General features: G+C 45.5%; 17 protein-coding genes and 16 tRNA genes. 12 read left to right on the top strand and 21 right to left on the bottom strand.

The genetic code is table 11. The annotated features are described in order from the left end of the window. Window positions 1-16: 16 nt before the first annotated feature. From flgG to CCZ37_RS09590, 8 genes are all read left to right on the top strand, one after another. Complete coding sequence (flgG, locus tag CCZ37_RS09630) at window positions 17-805, top strand: flagellar basal-body rod protein FlgG (RefSeq protein WP_010319379.1); 789 nt, start codon at window positions 17-19, stop codon at window positions 803-805. A 23-nt stretch (window positions 806-828) separates the two neighbouring features. Beyond that, window positions 829-1608, top strand: a complete 780-nt coding sequence (gene flgH / locus CCZ37_RS09625) for a flagellar basal body L-ring protein FlgH (protein ID WP_010319378.1) — start codon at window positions 829-831, stop codon at window positions 1606-1608. A gap of 47 nt (window positions 1609-1655) precedes the next feature. Continuing rightward, on the top strand, window positions 1656-2747 hold the full coding sequence (locus CCZ37_RS09620) for a flagellar basal body P-ring protein FlgI (protein WP_010319377.1): 1092 nt from the start codon (window positions 1656-1658) through the stop codon (window positions 2745-2747). A gap of 9 nt (window positions 2748-2756) precedes the next feature. Further along, window positions 2757-3680, top strand: a complete 924-nt coding sequence (gene flgJ / locus CCZ37_RS09615; RefSeq protein WP_094500397.1) for a flagellar assembly peptidoglycan hydrolase FlgJ — start codon at window positions 2757-2759, stop codon at window positions 3678-3680. Between the two features lie 142 nt (window positions 3681-3822). Beyond that, window positions 3823-5697 (top strand): flagellar hook-associated protein FlgK, encoded by a 1875-nt coding sequence (gene flgK / locus CCZ37_RS09610; RefSeq protein ID WP_094500396.1) that lies wholly within the window; start codon window positions 3823-3825, stop codon window positions 5695-5697. Between the two features lie 10 nt (window positions 5698-5707). After that, window positions 5708-6901, top strand: a complete 1194-nt coding sequence (gene flgL, locus CCZ37_RS09605; RefSeq protein WP_010319374.1) for a flagellar hook-associated protein FlgL — start codon at window positions 5708-5710, stop codon at window positions 6899-6901. Window positions 6902-7296: 395 nt separating this feature from the next. Continuing rightward, a complete protein-coding gene (locus CCZ37_RS09595) occupies window positions 7297-8436 on the top strand; it encodes a flagellin (protein ID WP_094500395.1) in 1140 nt (379 codons plus the stop codon). A 503-nt stretch (window positions 8437-8939) separates the two neighbouring features. After that, window positions 8940-10073, top strand: a complete 1134-nt coding sequence (locus CCZ37_RS09590; RefSeq protein WP_094500394.1) for a flagellin — start codon at window positions 8940-8942, stop codon at window positions 10071-10073. A gap of 172 nt (window positions 10074-10245) precedes the next feature. Here CCZ37_RS09590 and CCZ37_RS09585 read toward each other — a convergent pair. From CCZ37_RS09585 to lolB, 21 genes are all read right to left on the bottom strand, one after another. Further along, window positions 10246-10330, bottom strand: a tRNA-Leu gene (locus CCZ37_RS09585). 52 nt (window positions 10331-10382) lie between these two features. Beyond that, window positions 10383-10459: transfer RNA gene (locus tag CCZ37_RS09580), tRNA-Met, on the bottom strand. Window positions 10460-10482: 23 nt separating this feature from the next. Beyond that, window positions 10483-10567 (bottom strand) — tRNA-Leu (locus tag CCZ37_RS09575). 80 nt (window positions 10568-10647) lie between these two features. Further along, window positions 10648-10722: transfer RNA gene (locus tag CCZ37_RS09570), tRNA-Gln, on the bottom strand. Window positions 10723-10747: 25 nt separating this feature from the next. Then, a tRNA-Leu gene (locus tag CCZ37_RS09565) sits at window positions 10748-10832 on the bottom strand. An 81-nt stretch (window positions 10833-10913) separates the two neighbouring features. Next, window positions 10914-10988: transfer RNA gene (locus tag CCZ37_RS09560), tRNA-Gln, on the bottom strand. A gap of 25 nt (window positions 10989-11013) precedes the next feature. After that, window positions 11014-11098 (bottom strand) — tRNA-Leu (locus CCZ37_RS09555). Window positions 11099-11179: 81 nt separating this feature from the next. Further along, window positions 11180-11254 (bottom strand) — tRNA-Gln (locus tag CCZ37_RS09550). A 24-nt stretch (window positions 11255-11278) separates the two neighbouring features. Further along, a tRNA-Leu gene (locus tag CCZ37_RS09545) sits at window positions 11279-11363 on the bottom strand. 19 nt (window positions 11364-11382) lie between these two features. Beyond that, window positions 11383-11467 (bottom strand) — tRNA-Leu (locus CCZ37_RS09540). 65 nt (window positions 11468-11532) lie between these two features. After that, a tRNA-Met gene (locus CCZ37_RS09535) sits at window positions 11533-11609 on the bottom strand. 78 nt (window positions 11610-11687) lie between these two features. After that, a tRNA-Gln gene (locus CCZ37_RS09530) sits at window positions 11688-11762 on the bottom strand. Window positions 11763-11787: 25 nt separating this feature from the next. Then, window positions 11788-11872, bottom strand: a tRNA-Leu gene (locus CCZ37_RS09525). An 81-nt stretch (window positions 11873-11953) separates the two neighbouring features. Further along, a tRNA-Gln gene (locus tag CCZ37_RS09520) sits at window positions 11954-12028 on the bottom strand. A 25-nt stretch (window positions 12029-12053) separates the two neighbouring features. Beyond that, a tRNA-Leu gene (locus tag CCZ37_RS09515) sits at window positions 12054-12138 on the bottom strand. Between the two features lie 40 nt (window positions 12139-12178). Beyond that, window positions 12179-12255: transfer RNA gene (locus CCZ37_RS09510), tRNA-Met, on the bottom strand. Window positions 12256-12537: 282 nt separating this feature from the next. Beyond that, window positions 12538-13629: a redox-regulated ATPase YchF gene (gene ychF, locus CCZ37_RS09505; RefSeq protein ID WP_013857965.1), complete on the bottom strand. Its 1092-nt coding sequence runs from the start codon at window positions 13627-13629 to the stop codon at window positions 12538-12540. Window positions 13630-13639: 10 nt separating this feature from the next. Continuing rightward, on the bottom strand, window positions 13640-14230 hold the full coding sequence (pth, locus tag CCZ37_RS09500) for an aminoacyl-tRNA hydrolase (RefSeq protein ID WP_094500393.1): 591 nt from the start codon (window positions 14228-14230) through the stop codon (window positions 13640-13642). Between the two features lie 149 nt (window positions 14231-14379). Continuing rightward, window positions 14380-15324, bottom strand: a complete 945-nt coding sequence (locus tag CCZ37_RS09495; RefSeq protein WP_010320509.1) for a ribose-phosphate pyrophosphokinase — start codon at window positions 15322-15324, stop codon at window positions 14380-14382. 29 nt (window positions 15325-15353) lie between these two features. Next, window positions 15354-16226, bottom strand: coding sequence for a 4-(cytidine 5'-diphospho)-2-C-methyl-D-erythritol kinase (gene ispE, locus CCZ37_RS09490; RefSeq protein ID WP_029627257.1), 873 nt, complete (start codon window positions 16224-16226; stop codon window positions 15354-15356). After that, a complete protein-coding gene (lolB, locus tag CCZ37_RS09485) occupies window positions 16223-16855 on the bottom strand; it encodes a lipoprotein insertase outer membrane protein LolB (protein WP_094500392.1) in 633 nt (210 codons plus the stop codon). Before lolB ends, ispE begins: the two co-directional genes overlap by 4 nt. Before the next feature lie 161 nt (window positions 16856-17016). Here lolB and hemA point away from each other — a divergent pair, with 161 nt between their 5' ends. The 4 genes from hemA to CCZ37_RS09465 are packed head-to-tail and all read left to right on the top strand — an operon-like array spanning window position 17017 to window position 20649. Next, the gene (gene hemA / locus CCZ37_RS09480; RefSeq protein WP_013856265.1) at window positions 17017-18276 is read left to right on the top strand and encodes a glutamyl-tRNA reductase; all 1260 of its coding nucleotides are present in this window, start codon (window positions 17017-17019) and stop codon (window positions 18274-18276) included. A gap of 30 nt (window positions 18277-18306) precedes the next feature. Continuing rightward, on the top strand, window positions 18307-19395 hold the full coding sequence (gene prfA, locus CCZ37_RS09475; RefSeq protein ID WP_094500391.1) for a peptide chain release factor 1: 1089 nt from the start codon (window positions 18307-18309) through the stop codon (window positions 19393-19395). 4 nt (window positions 19396-19399) lie between these two features. Then, window positions 19400-20281: a peptide chain release factor N(5)-glutamine methyltransferase gene (gene prmC / locus CCZ37_RS09470; RefSeq protein WP_094500828.1), complete on the top strand. Its 882-nt coding sequence runs from the start codon at window positions 19400-19402 to the stop codon at window positions 20279-20281. After that, a complete protein-coding gene (locus CCZ37_RS09465; RefSeq protein WP_094500390.1) occupies window positions 20266-20649 on the top strand; it encodes a SirB2 family protein in 384 nt (127 codons plus the stop codon). The genes prmC and CCZ37_RS09465 overlap by 16 nt, the downstream gene beginning before the upstream one ends. Window positions 20650-20654 lie beyond the last annotated feature (5 nt).

The raw sequence follows: 20654 nt of genomic DNA, 5'->3' as shown, positions 1-20654 counted from the left end.
ACTAAAGGAGATTACTATGCAACCTGCATTATGGGTAAGTAAAACCGGGCTTGATGCCCAACAAACCAATATTGCCACTATCTCAAACAACCTAGCCAACGCCTCGACTATTGGTTTTAAAAAAGGTCGTGCGGTATTTGAAGATCTGTTTTATCAAAATATTAATCAACCGGGCGGTCAATCTTCGCAAAATACCAAACTGCCAAGCGGTTTGATGCTTGGTGCGGGTTCTAAAGTGGTGGCAACACAAAAAGTGCATACCCACGGCAACGTACAAACCACGACCAATAGCCTCGATATGATGATTGAAGGTGACGGCTTTTTCCAAATCCTGATGCCAGATGGCAATATCGCTTATAGCCGCAATGGTCAATTTACCCTCAATGACGAAGGGGCGATTGTGACTTCCGGTGCTGGTTATAATTTGGAGCCTGAAATTGTGATTCCACCGGATGCAATCTCTATTACTGTGGGTAATGATGGTGAGGTGTCCGTTAGGCTTCGCGGTCAGCAAAATAACCAAGTGGTTGGTCAAATTACTACGGTTGATTTTATCAACCCTGGTGGCCTAGAACCGATAGGCCAAAACTTGTACCTACCAACAGGAGCCAGTGGCGATCCTCAAGAAGGAGTGCCGGGGCTTGATGGCCTTGGTGATGTCCGTCAATCGATGCTTGAAACTTCTAACGTGAACGTCACAGAAGAGTTGGTCAACATGATTGAAGCGCAACGCGTTTACGAAATGAACTCAAAAGTTATCTCTGCTGTAGATAAAATGATGAGTTTTGTGAACCAACAACTCTAATCATTAACTAAGAGAATGCTGCGATGAAACGTCTATTGAGTCTTGTATTGGTTACTGCTTTGTCTGGTTGCTCATTAATGCCACCACCGATTGATACACCTGAAGTCGTTCAAGGTACAACCGTTGTCGATGCGGTTGAAGGCGATAAGTCAGAGGCGGAGGGGGCAGGTTTGCTGGATTCGATGCGTAAGCGATCAGATCCTTTGGCTGGCGATCCTGCCTGGGCTCCTATTCATCCAAAACAAAAACCAGAGCATTACGCCGCAGAAACAGGTTCACTATTTAATTTGGCGCAGATGAACAGCCTCTATGATGATTCAAAACCGCGTGGTATTGGCGATATTATTACCGTCAATCTTGATGAAAGTACTAAAGCGGCCAAGAGTGCTGATGCGGACCTATCCAAATCCAATGATGCGTCTATGGACCCACTGGCTGTCGGTGGTCAAGATCTCACGATTGGTGATTACAACTTCTCTTATGCGCTGAAAAATGACAATAAGTTCAATGGCAGCTCTGCAGCAAACCAAAGTAACAGTATTTCTGGTTCTATTACGGTTGAGGTAATAGAAGTGCTCGCTAATGGCAACTTAGTCATCCGTGGTGAAAAATGGCTTACACTGAACACTGGCGATGAATACATTCGCTTAAGCGGCACTATTCGTCCTGATGATATCGATTTTGACAACACCATTGCTTCGACTCGCATTTCTAATGCACGCATCCAATATTCAGGTACGGGCACCAATCAAGATATGCAAGAACCTGGATTCTTGGCACGATTCTTTAATGTCTCTCTTTAACGCCAGAGTTCTGGCGTAAAGAAACGTAGAAATTAAGGTACTAGACCATGAGAAAATTCACCCTGCTTGTTTTAAGTCTGTTGCTCATCGCAACCCACGCGCAAGCGGCCCGCATTAAAGATATCTCTCAAGTCGCGGGCGTGCGGAGTAACCAATTGGTGGGTTATGGTCTAGTGACTGGGCTACCGGGAACGGGCGAATCGACACCGTTCACCGACCAAAGTTTTAACGCCATGTTGCAAAATTTCGGCATTCAATTGCCGCCGGGCACTAAACCGAAAACAAAGAACGTTGCCGCCGTGATTGTTACGGCTGAATTGCCAGCGTTTTCTAAGCAAGGTCAAAGTGTCGATGTCACCGTTTCCTCGATCGGCTCTGCTAAAAGTTTACGTGGCGGCACTCTAATGCAAACCTTCCTTAAGGGGTTGGATGGTCAAATTTACGCCGTGGCCCAAGGCAACTTAGTGGTCAGTGGTTTTAGTGCCACCGGTGCTGATGGTTCTAAAATTGTTGGCAATAACCCAACGGTTGGGATGATTTCAAGTGGTGCTATGGTAGAACGCGAAGTCCCAACACCTTTTAGTCGCGGTGATTTTATTACCTTCAATTTGATTGAATCAGACTTTACTACGGCGCAACGTATGGCGGATGCGGTGAATCATTTCCTTGGCCCTGAAATGGCGACTGCGGTTGATGCAACATCAGTACGTGTCCGAGCACCAAGGGATGTAGGGCAGCGGGTTGCGTTTCTTTCCGCAATCGAAAATGTTGAGTTTAATCCTGCTGATGGCTCAGCCAAAATTATTGTCAATTCACGAACGGGAACCATTGTTGTCGGCCAGCATGTGCGCTTGAAACCAGCTGCAGTGACGCACGGTGGCATGACGGTGGCGATTAAAGAAAATTTAAATGTCAGTCAACCTAATGCGTTGGCCGGTGGTCAAACGGTTGTCGTGCCTGATACACAAATAGAAGTGTCTGAAGCACAAGGGAAAATGTTTAAATTTGAACCGGGTTTGACCTTAGATGATTTAGTGCGCGCGGTCAATGAAGTGGGCGCGGCCCCTTCAGATTTGATGGCGATTTTGCAAGCATTGAAACAAGCGGGCGCGATTGAAGGCCAACTGATCATTATCTAGGAGAGGAAGATGATTAATAACCCCAATGATATTGGCTTTATTCATGATATCGCCAGCTTAGATAAACTTCGTCAGCAAGCGAAAACCGGTGATAAAGAAGGCGAGTCAGCGGCGCTTAAAGCCGCAGCCAAACAGTTTGAAGCGATTTTTACCTCAATGTTGTTCAAATCGATGCGCGATGCCAATGCCGATTTTAAATCTGAGATGTTCAATAGTCAAAATGAAGATTTTTATCGACAAATGCTCGATGAACAAATGTCGAGCGAGCTTAGTGCGTCAGGTTCTTTAGGGCTTGCTGATATGATTGTCGCGCAACTTAGTCAGGCTAACGGCACCTCGAAAAACGATCCATCAATAACCGACCCGACGCAAGATGGTTTCCAAGAAGCCATGCGTCGCATAGAACGCAGTAATAGCAGTCGTAATTTAACGCAAGAGGTTATTGAATCTAGCAAAGTTGAGTCGAGCCGATTTGATTCGCCGCAAGCGTTTGTGGCTTCAATGAAACCATATGCAGAAAAAGCAGCGCGAGCACTGGGTGTTGACTCTTCATTACTACTCGCTCAAGCAGCATTAGAAACCGGGTGGGGACAAAAGGTTATTCAAAATGCACGTGGTAGCAGTAATAACTTATTTAACATCAAAGCGGATAAAAGTTGGCTCGGTGATAAAGTGGCGACGCAAACCTTGGAGTATCATGACAATACACCCGTTATGGAAAAAGCCGCGTTCCGCTCTTATGGAAATTACCAAGACAGTTTTAATGACTATGTTCGTTTTCTCAATGACAATCCGCGCTACACCCTAGCACTAAACCATAATGGTAGTGGCGAGTCTTTCATTCGTGGTATTCATGCCGCAGGCTATGCCACTGACCCAGACTACGCTGAAAAAGTGTTGAGGGTTAAATCTCAAATTGACGCAATGGAATAACTTCTTCAAAGCCAGTTCCGCTGGCTTTTTTCTTATCTACATTTCCTCTATTCACACTTTAAAGCTCATTTGGCATACATATTGCTAATATTAACTTAGATATTCAGTAACCACTGATTTGATTAGGTTTTCGGGGGGCAGTATGGCGTCGGATCTTCTGAATCTAGGTGCACAAAGTGTGCTTACCGCTCAGAGACAACTCAGCACCACAGGTCATAACATTTCTAATGTTAATACAGACGGTTACAGCCGTCAGTCTGTGATCCAAGGGACCAATACGCCTCGTCAATACGGTGGTGAAACCTACGGCATGGGTGTACATGTGGAAAAAGTTCGCCGCTCATGGGATCAGTTTGCCGTTAATGAATTAAACCTATCTACCACTAGCTTTTCCTTTAAGCGCGACGACGAAGAGAATCTAGATATGCTCTCAAGATTATTGTCGTCAGTAGCCTCGAAAAAAATCCCTGAAAATTTAAACGAATGGTTTGATGCGATTAAAACTTTAGCCGACAGCCCGAATGATGTAGGTGCGCGTAAAGTTGTACTTGAGAAAGCGGATCTGATCACTCAAAACATGAATGATTTTCACGAGAACATTCGCCGCCAATCGGATGCGACCAACAAAGGGCTAGATGTTGCCATTGAGCGTATCAACCAATTGGCGCTTGAACTTCGAGATTTACAACGCTTGATAATGCGCACTCCTGGTCCTCACAATGACTTAATGGACCAGCATGAAAAACTGGTGGCCGAGTTATCTGAATACACCAAGGTCACCGTGACGCCACGTAAAAATGCTGAAGGGTTTAACATCCATATCGGGAGCGGTCACACGCTCGTTTCAGGCACAGAAGCCAGCCAAATGAAGATGGTTGATGGTTATCCTGATGTGAGCCAGCGCCGCTTGGCCATGATTGAAGGCAAAGGGATCAAGACCATTACCACTGAGGATATTGGTGGTAAGTTAAGTGCGCTGTTTACCATGCGAGATAAGCACATTCCTTACCTAATGGATGAACTTGGCCGCATGGCAACGTCCTTCTCTTATGAAGTCAACAAGTTGCAATCACAAGGCTTGGACTTACGTGGCAATGTGGGAAGAGCGTTATTTACTGATGTGAACTCTGAAGTCAATGCTCGCTCGCGAGCGATCATCGCGGGTAATTCAAAAGCCGATATGGCGGTCTATATCGAAGATACTTCAGCGTTGAAAAGTGGTGAATACTCCTTACAGTACAACGGCAGCAATTACACTGTGTTAAAACCAACGGGTGAGCGGGTTAACGTTCCGGTTGTTGGCAGCAGTTTATTTTTAGATGGAATGCGAGTTGAGATTCGCAACGCCCCTCAAGCTGGGGAGCGCATATTGCTGCGTCCAACGCGTAATGGTGCCGCCATTATGAAAATGGCGACCAACGATCCGACAGCCATTGCCGCACAAAGTTATGAAGCCTCCACCACTTTTGCTCAAGGGCGTGCGAAGTTCAATATTTTATCGGCTGGTGGGCTACGTGAATTTGAAGTAGTGATCTCACCAACAGGCGATCAATTTGCGGTCACTGATACCAAAGGCAATGTGTTATTAGAGCCGCAGGCTTACCCACCGTCAAATCCGATTACTGTACTTGGTACCACGTTCGAGTTGACAGCCGGTGCGCTACCCAATGATAAATTTACGGCAAACCTTGTCCCCTCTGAAGGTGACAACGGCAATTTGCGTAAGATGCAGCACATTCAAACAGAGAAAAAACTCAATGGCGGTGAGACGACCGTACTTGGCGTTTATCACGATCTCAATACGGATTTTGGCTTACAACTGTCCACAGCGTCACGTTTAAGTGATGTAGCCAGGCTTGAAAAAGAGTCAGCGCAAGAGCGCATCGCGTCTATTTCGGGTGTCAACCTCGATGAAGAAGCCGCAAACATGATGAAATTCCAACAAGCTTATATGGCTTCCTCACGCATCATGCAGGTGGCTAATGATACTTTCAACACGATTTTGCAACTGAGATAGGAGGCGATAAATGTTAACCAGAATATCGAGCTTCCATAACTATCAATCGGTGCAAAACGATATGCGCCGTCAAGAATCGAAGATCCATCATAACCAAGCGCAATTGGCCTCGGGTAAGAAATTACTTTCGGCCAGTGATAGCCCATTAGCCACTCATTACATCCAAAAAGTAGGGCAGCAAGAGGAACAGTTACGTCAGTATCTTGATGCGATAGTGCTGGTTCGAAACCGCTTAGAGCATCAAGAAGTGATCATTGCCAATAGCGAAAGCTCGACCGATGAGGCAAAGCGCACCGTGATGGAAATGATTAACGGCTCTTTCTCGCCTGAAGATAGAGAAGCAAAAGCGCGTGAGTTGCAAGAGATGTTCAATAATTTAATTGAACTAGCAAATACGCAAGACGAGTCCGGTAACTATATGTTTGCTGGAACCAAGCCAAAGAATCAGCCTTTTTTTAGAGATAATGCCAGTAACGTGACTTATTCCGGCGATGATTATCAGCGCAAAATGCGCATATCCAACAGTTTAGAAATCCCATTCAATAACCCGGGCAATAAAGTGTTTATGGATATTGATAATCCATTTGGTAACTATGAACCGAACTATCAATTAAATGAAGGCTCAGAACTGCTACTTGAGCGAGCAACCAATCTGAATGCTAGTGATACGTCGCGCTATACCATAACGTTTGTTGATATGGCAGATGGCAAATATGGTTATCAACTAGAGAAAGATGGCAGCGTGGTACAGGCCGATGAGTTTGATCCACAAACAGGGATAAAATATCAAGATCTCACCGTACATATAAAAGGCCAAATCTCGAAAGGCGATATCTTAAGCCTAGAGCCACGTTCAACATTCACTTTGTTTGATAGCTATAAAGATGCCATAGAGCTCTCTAAAGGCTCCGTATCGGATGCGTCGACGACGGCGAAACTGCACCAAATTACGGAAGAGTTCCATGCCGCCTTTATTCATCTCAATAAAGTGCGTACGGATGTTGGTGCACGTTTGAGCACCTTAGATATTCAGCAAGAGCAGCATGAAGATTTCAAAATTAGCTTAGCGAAATCGAAGAGCAATTTTGAAGATCTTGATTACGCGGAAGCGGTGATTGAATTTAATGAAAATTCACGTGCACTTCAGGCGTCACAACTTGCTTTTGGTAAAACGAAAGATTTAACCCTTTTCAACTATATCTAATCTTCAATGCCTTATGTGCTAAGCCATATGTGCGAAGAATGAAATGTGTTGAAAAATTGGCCTGAAAATTGCTCTTCTAATATCGAAAGGTAAAGAGGCAATCGAGCGGCAAACGAAAGTGGCAACGCGGTTGCTAATAAGAAAGAACTGGATGCTCACTCACAAAGAAAGAATATATTGATTTCTTCTAAGTGATTAAAAAACAAAGAATATTAATTTTAATATCAGATGTTTTAAAAGTTGGCATACTAATTGAATTATCTATATCAGAGTTGATACAACAAGTTTTTAAATCGGCAAATAGCGGATTTAGCAAGTTCACGGTCAGTGCTTCCAAATGAGAGTAAAGCTGGCCGCTTCGCAAAAAGCTTGCGAACTCACTAGGAGAGCAAACTATGACCATTACAGTAAATACCAACGTCTCAGCACTGACTGCTCAGCGTTACCTTAATAAAGCGACGGGTGAATTAAATACTTCGATGGAACGATTATCATCAGGTAATAAAATCAACAGCGCTAAAGATGATGCGGCAGGCTTACAAATTTCAAACCGCTTAACCGCTCAGTCTCGTGGCCTAGATGTGGCAATGCGTAATGCCAACGACGGCATTTCGATTGCTCAGACCGCGGAAGGGGCAATGAATGAGTCGACCAGTATCTTACAACGTATGCGTGACCTTGCTCTGCAATCAGCAAATGGCACCAACTCCGCGTCAGAGCGTCAAGCTCTGGATGAAGAGTCGACCGCATTGCAAGATGAGTTAAACCGTATCGCAGAAACGACCTCATTTGGTGGACGTAGACTGCTCAACGGTTCGTTCGGTGAGGCTTCATTCCAGATTGGAGCGAGTTCAGGTGAAGCGATCATTATGGGGCTTACCAGCATACGTGCCGATGACCTCCGGATGGGAGGGCAGTCCTTCATTGCTGAGCAAGGAAAAAACAAAGATTGGGGAGTGCCAGCGGCTGCACGTGACCTGAAATTTGAATTCACCACTCAAGCCGGCGAGCTTGTTACCCTCGATATACTAGCCAAAGATGGCGATGATATTGAAGAGTTGGCGACTTACATTAATGGTCAAACCGACAAGCTTAAAGCATCGGTGGATCAAGATGGTAAATTGCAAATTTTTGCCGCAGAACCGAATTTACAAGGCGACCTTGCCATCTCTGGTGGTTTGGCAACTGAGCTTGGCCTAAACGGCGGACCGGGCGTTAAGACGACGGTTCAAGATATTGATATCACCTCAGTTGGTGGTTCACAAAATGCAGTAGGTGTACTAGATGCCGCCTTGCGATATGTGGATTCACAACGAGCGGATCTCGGGGCAAAACAGAACCGTTTAAGCCATAGCATCAATAACTTGGCCAATATCCAAGAAAACGTTGAAGCATCAAACAGTCGAATTAAAGATACTGATTTTGCGAAAGAAACTACGCAAATGACGAAAGCACAGATTCTGCAACAAGCGGGTACCTCGATTCTCGCTCAAGCAAAACAGTTGCCAAACTCTGCAATTTCATTATTGCAGTAATGTTAGGACCCTTCACCGAACAGCTCAGACGTGGGTTAGGTGAAGGAATCCTTGGCAAAGTATGATTATGGCCGAATATAAAGCTCTCTCAAGATGTACCCTGCTTTATAGTCATAGATAATCATGCGCCCCGGTCAGTCGGTAATGTGTTCATTTCTCTGATCTCCACATTGGCTCTGGCTACCAACTAGCCCCGGTTCTCTCAAAGGAAAAGGGGCTTTTCTTTACCTATTATTTACTGCCTTTCTTCAACATATCTCAATTGTTAAGCCGACCGAATGCCCTAAATCTTTAATGCTATTTTCGTATTTCAGCCAATTTTGCAGCGTTAATCTCACTTTTAATCGATGTTGGCTATTTTTTACGAAATCATCGTTTTCTTGTTAAAGGATTCCTAACCGCAGTCGCTAATAATAGTACTTTGAGAGAACTACTTGGTTTTCCGAGACGTCGGAAACCGTTTGTCTATGACGCTAAGTCGGAAAATCAATAGGAGAACCACTATGGCGGTTAATGTAAACACTAACGTTTCAGCTATGACAGCGCAGCGCTACCTAAACAGTGCTAGCAATGCGCAACAGTTATCAATGGAACGTTTATCATCAGGCTTCAAAATTAATAACGCAAAAGATGACGCAGCAGGTTTGCAAATCTCTAACCGTTTGAACGTTCAAAGCAGAGGCTTAGATGTTGCCGTGCGCAACGCAAATGATGGCATTTCAATTGCGCAGACAGCTGAAGGTGCAATGAACGAAACTACCAATATTTTGCAACGTATGCGTGACTTATCTCTACAATCGTCAAATGGCTCGAACTCAAAGTCCGAGCGTGTAGCGATTCAAGAAGAGATCACTGCGCTGAATGATGAACTCAATCGTATTGCTGAAACCACATCATTTGGTGGTAATAAGCTGCTCAATGGTACTTTTGATACCAAATCGTTCCAAATTGGAGCCGATAACGGTGAAGCGGTCATGCTTAGCCTGAATAATATGCGCAGTGATAATGCATTGATGGGTGGTAAAAGCTATAAGGCAGCAAATGGTCAAGATAAAGATTGGACAGTTCAAGCCGGAGCGAATGATCTGACCATTACGTTGACAGACAAACGTACCGGTGAGCAAACCATCAACCTAAGTGCAAAAGAGGGTGATGACATCGAAGAGTTGGCCACTTACATCAATGGTCAAACTGATATGTTAAAAGCTTCTGTTGATGATGAAGGCAGACTGCAGATCTTTACTGATAGCAACCGTATTGATGGTGTCGCAACCTTTGGTGGCAGCTTAGCGGGTGAACTGAGTTTCCAAGCAGCAAAAGATGTGACTGTCCATACCATCGATGTCACCTCTGTAGGTGGTTCGCAAGAATCAGTTGCCATTGTTGATGCTGCATTACAATTTGTAGACAGCCGCCGTGCTCAACTGGGTGCATTCCAAAACCGTTTCAACCATGCGATTAACAACTTAGATAATATCAACGAAAACGTAAATGCTTCTAAGAGCCGAATCAAAGACACTGATTTTGCGAAAGAAACCACTGCATTGACAAAATCGCAGATCCTTTCTCAAGCATCAAGCTCAGTGTTGGCACAAGCCAAACAAGCGCCTAATGCCGCTCTTGGTTTACTTGGTTAAGTCGTTAACTTTTAAATTAAAAATCCAGCTTCGGCTGGATTTTTTTATGCCTCACTTTTGACGTGATCAAATAATGGATCTGAACAATGAATCAACGGTTAAAAGGGGAGGAAAGGATATATTGTTATGAGGCTAATAAAACAAAACCCAGCCTAAGCTGGGTTTGAATTGATGGTGCGGAAGGAGAGACTTGAACTCTCACACCTTGCGGCGCCAGAACCTAAATCTGGTGCGTCTACCAATTTCGCCACTTCCGCAACTTGTACTGTAGATAGAGTGAACATTGGTTATTCAAACTATCATTGTAAATGGTGGCTACGACGGGATTCGAACCTGTGACCCCATCATTATGAGTGATGTGCTCTAACCAACTGAGCTACGTAGCCATTTAATTAACAATCTTAAATTATGGTGCGGAAAGAGAGACTTGAACTCTCACACCTTACGGCGCCAGAACCTAAATCTGGTGCGTCTACCAATTTCGCCATTTCCGCAGCGTATTCTGTAGATAAGCTGAATTGTGTTAATTTTGCTTATCTTTTTAAGGTCAGCTTCTCGCTAACCCTACAAATAATGGCAGGGCTACCTGGATTCGAACCAGGGGATGGCGGCATCAAAAGCCGCTGCCTTACCGCTTGGCGATAGCCCTACAAGGTGATTGCTCATCTAAATAATGGTGCGGAAGGAGAGACTTGAACTCTCACACCTTACGGCGCCAGAACCTAAATCTGGTGCGTCTACCAATTTCGCCACTTCCGCAACTTATGCTGTAGATAAAGTGAGGGTTGGTTACTCAATTTATCGTTGTTATGGGTAGCTTATCGCTAACCATATGAAATATGGCAGGGCTACCTGGATTCGAACCAGGGAATGGCGGCATCAAAAGCCGCTGCCTTACCGCTTGGCGATAGCCCTACAAGATGATTGCTCATCTAAATAATGGTGCGGAAGGAGAGACTTGAACTCTCACACCTTACGGCGCCAGAACCTAAATCTGGTGCGTCTACCAATTTCGCCACTTCCGCAACTTAACCTGTAGATTCAGTGAATATTGGTATTCATTGAATCGTTGTTATGACTAGTTGATTCACTAGCCATCTCAATATTGGCAGGGCTACCTGGATTCGAACCAGGGGATGGCGGCATCAAAAGCCGCTGCCTTACCGCTTGGCGATAGCCCTACAGGATGATTACTCATCTAAATATGGTGCGGAAAGAGAGACTTGAACTCTCACACCTTGCGGCGCCAGAACCTAAATCTGGTGCGTCTACCAATTTCGCCATTTCCGCAAATGGTTAGTTATCGAGATGGTGCGGAAGGAGAGACTTGAACTCTCACACCTTACGGCGCCAGAACCTAAATCTGGTGCGTCTACCAATTTCGCCACTTCCGCAGCTCGATATCTACTGTTATTAGACGTCGCTAACAACTAAATTATGGTCGCTAACAACTAAATTATGGTGGCTACGACGGGATTTGAACCTGTGACCCCATCATTATGAGTGATGTGCTCTAACCAGCTGAGCTACGTAGCCATCTTTTTGAGCGAGACAATATAATACAATCCACACTCATGCGCCAATGGTTTTTTAAACACTGACCCATTTGAATAATGGCAGGGCTACCTGGATTCGAACCAGGGGATGGCGGCATCAAAAGCCGCTGCCTTACCGCTTGGCGATAGCCCTACAAGATGATTGCTCATCTAAATAATGGTGCGGAAGGAGAGACTTGAACTCTCACACCTTACGGCGCCAGAACCTAAATCTGGTGCGTCTACCAATTTCGCCACTTCCGCAACTTAACCTGTAGATTCAGTGAATATTACTATTCATTGAATCGTTGTGATGACTAGTTTATTCACCAGCCATCTCAATATTGGCAGGGCTACCTGGATTCGAACCAGGGGATGGCGGCATCAAAAGCCGCTGCCTTACCGCTTGGCGATAGCCCTACAAGATGATTGCTCATCTAAATAATGGTGCGGAAAGAGAGACTTGAACTCTCACACCTTGCGGCGCCAGAACCTAAATCTGGTGCGTCTACCAATTTCGCCATTTCCGCAACTTTCCTAAATATTTTCATAAGAAAAACACTTAGGAAATGGTGGCTACGACGGGATTCGAACCTGTGACCCCATCATTATGAGTGATGTGCTCTAACCAACTGAGCTACGTAGCCATTTTTATTCTCTCTTTAAGTTTGCCTTAATGTCGAGAACGGAGCGCATTATGCGGATATGGCTCTAGAGCGTCAATAGTTTTTTTGAATAAATTCTTTGAAACCAACCGTTCGAACTTTTTTTGAACAAAGAGACGTGTTTGTGATCAAAAACGGTTAATAAATCATTAAGCTTATTGATTTTTCCTTGCTTGTCGCTAAGGTTGATTTTGAGAAAAAAACAAAAAAGCCAACAGAATCTGTCGGCTTTAATGGTGTATTAATGGCTGATTAACGAGTTATTTACACGTTGAAGCGGAAGTGGATAACATCGCCATCTTTTACGATGTATTCTTTACCTTCCAAGCGCCATTTGCCCGCTTCTTTGGCTCCATTTTCGCCGCGATATTGAATGAAATCATCATAACCCACAACTTCAGCGCGAATGAAACCACGTTCAAAGTCGGTATGGATTTTACCCGCCGCTTGCGGAGCCGTCGCACCGACCGGAATCGTCCATGCACGCACTTCTTTTACGCCAGCGGTGAAGTAGGTTTGTAGCGTTAGCAGTTCGTAACCGGTACGAATCACGCGGTTTAGACCGGGTTCTTCAATGCCTAAATCGGCTAAAAACTCGGCGCGATCTTCTTCTTCAAGTTCAGATAGTTCAGCTTCAATGGCTGCGCAAACAGCAACTACAGAATTGTTCTCTTTTTCTGCAAACTCTCTGACAGCATCAAGGTACGGGTTATTTTCAAAGCCATCTTCGCTCACGTTGGCGATATACATGGTTGGTTTCAACGTTAAGAAGTTGAGATAATCTACGGCGGCTAGCTCTTCTTTTGAGAGTTCAACCGTGCGAGCCATACCACCTTCCGTTAATACAGGGAGTAGCTTCTCTAATACGGTGATTTCAAATTTAGCGTCTTTATCGCCACCTTTGGCACGTTTTGCTTGACGTTGAATGGCGCGTTCACAGCTATCAAGGTCGGCAAGGGCAAGCTCTAGATTGATTACTTCAATATCTTCAATTGGCGATACTTTGCCTGCTACGTGAACGATATTTTCGTTCTCGAAGCAGCGAACAACGTGACCAATTGCATCTGTTTCACGGATATTGGCAAGGAATTTGTTGCCTAAACCTTCACCTTTTGACGCGCCAGCCACTAGGCCTGCGATATCGACAAATTCCATTGTCGTCGGAAGGATACGTTGAGGGTTTACAATTTCTGCTAACGCATCGAGACGAAGGTCTGGAACAGGAACCACACCCGTGTTTGGTTCGATAGTGCAAAACGGGAAGTTTGCTGCTTCGATGCCCGCTTTAGTTAGTGCATTAAATAATGTTGATTTACCCACATTTGGTAAACCCACGATGCCACATTTAAAACCCATGACTGTAACCTTATTCAGCTTTGAACGTATGTAAGCGATTTTGTGCTTTAGTTAGACCATCTTTTAGTAAAATGTCGAAGCAACGAACCGATTCGTCAACTGCGGCATCTAAGCACTCTTGCTCTTTGGCGGGTGCTTTACCTAAAACATAGCCTGCTACTTTATCTTTGTGCCCCGGATGGCCGATACCAATCCGCAGGCGGTAGAATTCTTTGCTATTGCCGAGTTTGCTGATGGTGTCTTTAAGGCCATTATGCCCGCCATGACCCCCACCCATTTTGAACTTAGCTACCCCGGGAGGTAAGTCTAGTTCATCATGTGCCACCATGATCTCTTCTGGTTTTATCTGGTAAAATTTGGCGATGGCCGCCACGGCTTTACCGGATAAATTCATAAAAGTTGTTGGGATCAATAAACGCAGATCTTCACCATTAACCACGATACGTCCGGTGAAACCGAAGAATTTGGCTTCGTTTTTCAAGCTGACGTTATGAACTCGGGCTAATTCTTCTACTACCCAAGCGCCAGCATTGTGCCTCGTTTTTGCGTATTCAGGGCCAGGATTCGCTAGCCCGACAAGAAGTTTGATTGGTTGGCTCAAGGTTAGGATCTCTTTGCAATATCAAAAGCGCGGTATGATAGCACACAAAAGGGAAAGGGTGCGAGGCGCTAAAATAACAAAGGAAAAAGCACCTCATTTTTCAATGAAGTGCTTTAAAAGCATTTAAAAATCAGTAAATAAACTGATTTTTAATTAAACATGGCAGAAATAGACTCTTCGTTGCTAATGCGACGAATCGCTTCAGCAAGCATGCTCGACAAGGTCAATTGCGTCACTTTACCGGTTGCCGCCATCTCTTTAGATAGGGTAATCGAGTCTGTGACGATAACTTGGTCTAGTACTGAGTTTTTGATATTTTTCGCTGCGTTACCTGAGAATACCGCGTGCGTTGCGTAAGCAAACACACGTTTTGCACCACGTTCTTTCAACGCTTCAGCGGCTTTACACAAAGTGCCGCCAGTGTCGATCATGTCATCCACGATCACACAATCGCGACCATCAACATCGCCAATCAGGTTCATAACTTCAGACACGTTGGCGCGTGGACGACGTTTATCAACGATTGCGATGTCGATATCACCTAATGCTTTTGCAGTCGCACGAGCACGAACCACGCCACCAAGGTCAGGTGAAACCACAACAGGATCTTCTAACCCACGCGCTTTCATATCTTCAAGCAACACTGGCGTACCAAAGATGTTATCTACTGGGACGTCAAAGAAGCCTTGGATTTGTTCTGCATGGAGGTCGATGGTCAGAACGCGGTCAACACCAACGTTTGAAAGGAAATCTGCAACAACTTTTGCAGTGATCGGTACACGAGCAGAGCGCACTCGGCGGTCTTGACGGGCATAACCAAAATATGGGATGACAGCAGTAATACGGCCTGCTGAAGCACGGCGCATTGCATCAATCATCACTACTAATTCCATTAAGTTGTCATTAGTAGGAGCACAAGTAGATTGAATAATAAATACATCACTACCACGAACATTTTCGTTGATTTGCACTGCAACTTCACCGTCAGAGAAACGAGAAACAGTAGCATCACCAAGAGAGATGTATAGACGTTCAGCAATACGTTGGGCTAGTTCAGGTGTGGCGTTACCAGCAAATAGCTTCATATCAGGCACGGTGGAAACCTCAGGGTTGCGTCCAGTTTTTAAATAGGTCGGGTGTTGGCGAATTGGTATTCAGCCAGAGTCTTTTTCAGTGGCGAAATGTTACACCCTAAGGCGACAAACGCGAAGACTGTGTCAGGGAGCTTGGCAAGGACAGCTTCCGCTTCTACTTTGCTAGAAAATTCGGCAAAAACGCAAGATCCCGTCCCAGTCAATCTTGACGGCGCGTATTGTAGCAGCCATGAAAGTTGCTTATCAACCTCTGGGTACAGCATTCGGACAATTTTTTCGCAATCGTTTTCGTAAGGGTGTTCGAGAAGCGTTGCTAGCGCTCGTTTTGGCGTGTTCCTTATCAATTTGGGATGAGTGAAAATATCTTTCGTTGCAATGCTCACATTAGGCCGAACCACCAAATACCATTTTTGCTTTGGTTCGGTTTGGGTCAGTTTTTCACCTACGCCTTCAGCAAATGCGGCAAAGCCATGGACAAAAACGGGAACATCCGCCCCGAGTGTTAAACCGAGCGTAGCGAGTTCTTGCTGTGACAAATTGGTTTGCCATAAGTAGTTCAGTGCCACAAGCACGGTTGCAGCATTGGAAGAGCCGCCACCGATGCCACCGCCCATTGGCAAAACTTTATTTAATTCAATGCTCGCGCCATAGCGGCATCCACTTGCCTTTTGTAAGGCGATGGCCGCTTTCCAAATCAAGTTGTCTTGTAGCGCAACGCCAGCAATGGCTGGTGTGAGAGTTATTGCGCCAGACTGATTGGCAGTAATGGTTAACTCATCACCAAAATCGAGAAATTGAAACAGTGTCTGTAATTCATGATATCCGTCGGCTCTTTGCCCGGTGATGTACAGAAACAGGTTGAGCTTAGCGGGTGATGGCCAGTGGGTTGGGGTGTTAATCATGGCGTAAGAGTCCACTTTGAAATAACGAGATTTAATGAAACTTGATCTTGAGTCAGCTTTAGTTTGGCCGGAAGTGGCACTGAAGTGGAAGAAGCGGATGTTGAGACGAACGGATAAGCTTGGTAGTTCAAATATTCCAAGTGCCAGCGGTTAAGTCCTAACTGCTTATCCAGTGATGCTAACAAATTATTTTGATTGAGTTGAAAGCCATCCGCTTCGGTTGGCAGCCCAAGCAGCCAATCTTGTAGCTGCTCAATGGGGATCGATAACCCAGTTAACTGGTAAACTAAAGCATCCGCATTCTGCGCATCGATAATTTGATCGTCATACGTTTTGACCTGGGCGCCCTGCGGCGAGATGGAGAGATTTAAAACCGTCTGCCCTAAAAATGTTGATAGACGAAGCTGGCTATGGTCGGCGTTTTTTTGCCAATAAAAATTGAGGGATTGGCGCTGTTGTGGTGATATATAGCCGAGTTTGCCGCTGGCTTGGTAGTTGCGGATCGCTTGTAGATGCAGCTGATGTTGCTGCCAGCCGATGCTCTCGACCCTTGTTGGGGGTAAATTTGTACAACCAAAGAGTGTCAGCAGAGCGATGAGAGTTAAAATTAGTCTGTTTGCGCGTGTCATATCTGCCCATTATTTACACAGTGAAGGCCGTAAAAACGCCTCACTATATCATTGATATCACGAAGTCGGGAAAACAAATCCCTGTTGCCCTTTCATTAAAACAGGGCATCAAGTAAAATTCGGCTCCTATTTACATTTCCTGAACCGAGAAACCTCTATAGATGTCCTTGCTTGCTATTGGAATAAATCACAATACAGCGTCGGTAGAACTGCGAGAGAAAGTGGCGTTTGGTCCTGATAAATTATCAGAAGCCTTGCGACAACTTGCGTCCAGTTCCAGCGTTCAAGGTAGCGTTATTGTCTCTACCTGTAATCGCACGGAAATTTATTGTGATGTAAAATCATCGAGCAAAAGTAAGTTAATCGATTGGTTGTCTCAGTTCCATCATGTGAATCCTGAAGATCTTAAACCGAGTTTGTATGTACACGAAGAACAAGCAGCGATTCGTCATTTGATGCGAGTAGCTTGTGGTCTGGATTCACTGGTATTGGGTGAGCCGCAGATTTTAGGGCAGGTGAAACAGGCCTATGCGGATGCTCGCGAGCATAACGCGGCTGATTCAGCGATTGAAAAACTGTTTCAAAAAGCATTCTCGGTAGCTAAGCGTGTGCGCACCGAAACCGAAATAGGCGGCAGTGCGGTCTCGGTGGCTTATGCTGCTTGTACGTTGGCAAAGCAGATCTTTGAATCACTCTCTGACTCAACGGTAATGTTGGTTGGGGCGGGTGAAACCATCGAACTGGTTGCGAAGCATTTAGCTAGCCATCGATGTAAACGCATGATAGTTGCCAACCGAACCCGCGAGCGAGCGATGGGGCTTGCACAGCAGTTTGACGCCGAAGTGATTGCACTCAATGAGATACCTGACTATCTCGCCCACGCGGATATCGTCATCAGTTCCACCGCCAGCCCACTGCCGATTATTGGCAAAGGGATGGTAGAAAGTGCGATTAAAGTGCGCCGCCATCAACCCATGTTACTGATTGATATTGCCGTGCCTCGTGATATTGAATCGCAGGTCGGGGATTTAAACGATGCCTATCTGTATACGGTTGATGATCTTCAGTCGATTGTAGACAGCAATATGGAACAGCGTAAAGTTGAAGCCATTCAAGCTGAAGCGATTGTCAGCGAAGAGAGCGCAGCCTTTATGAGCTGGATGCGCTCCTTGCAAGCGGTAGACAGCATCCGGGAATACCGTCAATCGGCCAACGAAATTCGTCAAGAATTGCTTAGCAAAAGCTTGCAGGCACTGGCTGCAGGGGGCGATCCTGAAAAAGTGTTACTTGAGTTAAGTAACAAACTCACCAATCGATTGATCCACACACCAACCCGAGCATTGCAAAGTGCTGCAGAGTTAGGTGAACCGGCTAAATTGGCCGTGATTAGACAAAGTTTGGGTCTTGACGACCCTCGATAATATCCGTCACTCCGAATTAAAGAAGAAACTATGAAAGCGTCGATTTTAGTTAAGCTTGAATCCCTTGTTGAGCGTTACGAAGAGGTTCAGCGCCTGCTTGGCGAGCCTACCGTAATTAGTGATCAAAACAAATTCCGTACTTTGTCAAAAGAGTACTCTCAGCTTGAGGAAGTCACTAAATGCTTCCAAGCTTACCAACAAGCGCAAGAAGATTTGGTTGCCGCGGAAGAGATGACCAAAGACGAAGACGCTGAAATGCGAGAGATGGCTCAAGAGGAAATAAAAGCGGCCAAAGCGACGATTGAACGTCTCACTGATGAATTGCAAATTCTGCTGCTACCAAAAGATCCGAACGATGATCGTAACTGCTTCTTAGAAATTCGTGCAGGGGCGGGTGGTGATGAGGCGGGCATTTTTGCTGGCGATCTATTCCGTATGTACAGCCGTTATGCTGAGAAAATGAGCTGGCGTATCGAAATTATGTCCGCTAGTTATGCTGAGCATGGCGGCTATAAAGAAGTGATTGCCAAAGTGAGTGGTGATGGCGCTTACGGTGTGCTTAAGTTTGAATCAGGCGGTCACCGCGTACAGCGTGTTCCGGCCACGGAATCTCAAGGTCGTGTGCATACTTCCGCTTGTACCATCGCGATCATGCCAGAAATTCCTGAAGCCGAAATTCCAGAAATTAAAGCTAGCGATCTGAAAATTGACACTTTCCGCTCATCGGGCGCGGGTGGTCAGCACGTGAACACCACCGACTCTGCTATCCGCATTACCCACTTACCAACAGGTACGGTAGTTGAGTGTCAGGACGAGCGTTCACAGCACAAAAACAAAGCCAAAGCGATGGCCGTATTGGCCGCTCGTATTGCACAAGCGGAAGAAGCGAAGCGTGCAGCCGAAGTGTCCGATACTCGTCGTAACCTACTGGGTTCTGGTGATCGTAGCGACCGTATTCGCACTTACAACTACCCGCAAGGTCGCGTTTCCGATCATCGTATTAACTTAACCATCTATCGCCTTAATGAAGTGATGGAAGGGGATCTGCAAAGCTTGATTGATCCAATCATTCAAGAATATCAAGCAGACCAACTTGCCGCTCTTGCCGATCAACACTGATCCCATGACGTTATCTCGTATTGATGACGCGTTGAAAGCCGCGATTGACCAGCTCCAAGAAGGCGGCAGCGATTCGCCTTCTGTGGATGCGGCGGTGCTGCTTTGCCATGTGCTGGATAAACCACGCTCTTATCTGCTGACTTGGCCTGAAAAGACCTTAAACGAAACGCAGTCGCGGCAATTTTGCTCGTTGATTACGCGTCGAGTGACGGGGGAGCCTGTGGCCTATTTGGTTGGGGAACGTGAGTTTTGGTCGCTGCCACTGAAAGTTTCGCCTTCGACATTAATTCCTCGGCCGGATACTGAACGTTTGGTTGAAATTGCGTTAGAAAAAAGCCAGCAGACGCAAGGGGATATTTTGGACTTGGGCACAGGAACTGGCGCAATCGCATTAGCGCTAGCGTCCGAGCTACCTGAACGTCATGTGGTTGGTATCGACTTACGCCCAGAAGCGCAAGCCTTAGCGTTGGAAAACGCGCAGCGTTTAACTATTACCAATGTCACATTTTTACAAGGCAGTTGGTTTGAACCTTTAAAGCTCGGTACAAAGTTTGCTTTAATTGTCTCCAATCCACCGTATATTGAAGAGAATGATCCCCATCTCACGCAGGGGGATGTACGTTTTGAGCCTTTAAGTGCGCTGGTGGCCAAAGACAAAGGCTTGGCTGACATTAAACACATTGCAGAGAATGCGCGTCACTATTTGCAGCAACAAGGCTGGCTGCTGTTTGAACATGGTTATGATCAAGGGGCGGCAGTCAGAGCGTTATTTGAGTCACTCGGCTATCACCATGTAGTGACAGAAAAGGATTATGCGGGTAATGACCGAGTGACACTGGGTCAATATTCGCACTCAGAAGAGAGAGCATCATGTACGAAGGATTAAAACATTTTCATCTACTGACCATTGCGATCAGTGCACTATTGTTGTCGGTACGTTATGCCTTGATGATGATGGATTCTAAATGGTTACAACACCCTTTTTTGAAACGTTTTCCTCATATTAACGATTCGCTGTTGCTGCTATCGGGTATCGCGTTGATTGTTATGTCTGGTTTTATCCCATTTACCCCAGCAGCGCCTTGGTTAACTGAGAAGCTGACTTGTGTGATGGCGTACATTGCATTAGGCTTTTTTGCGCTCAAACTGGGCCGCAGCAAGCTACTTCGCACCTTTGCTTTTTTTGGCGCGTTGGGTTGGCTTGCCATGGCGGGAAAAATCGCCATCGTAAAAACGACTATGTTTTTAGGCTAACAGCA

Origin of the sequence: Vibrio qinghaiensis (assembly GCF_002257545.1) — a bacterium.
Taxonomy (GTDB): Bacteria; Pseudomonadota; Gammaproteobacteria; order Enterobacterales; family Vibrionaceae; genus Vibrio; species Vibrio ordalii.
Note: the sequence above shows the minus strand (reverse complement) of the source record. Positions and strands in the feature narration are given on the sequence as shown.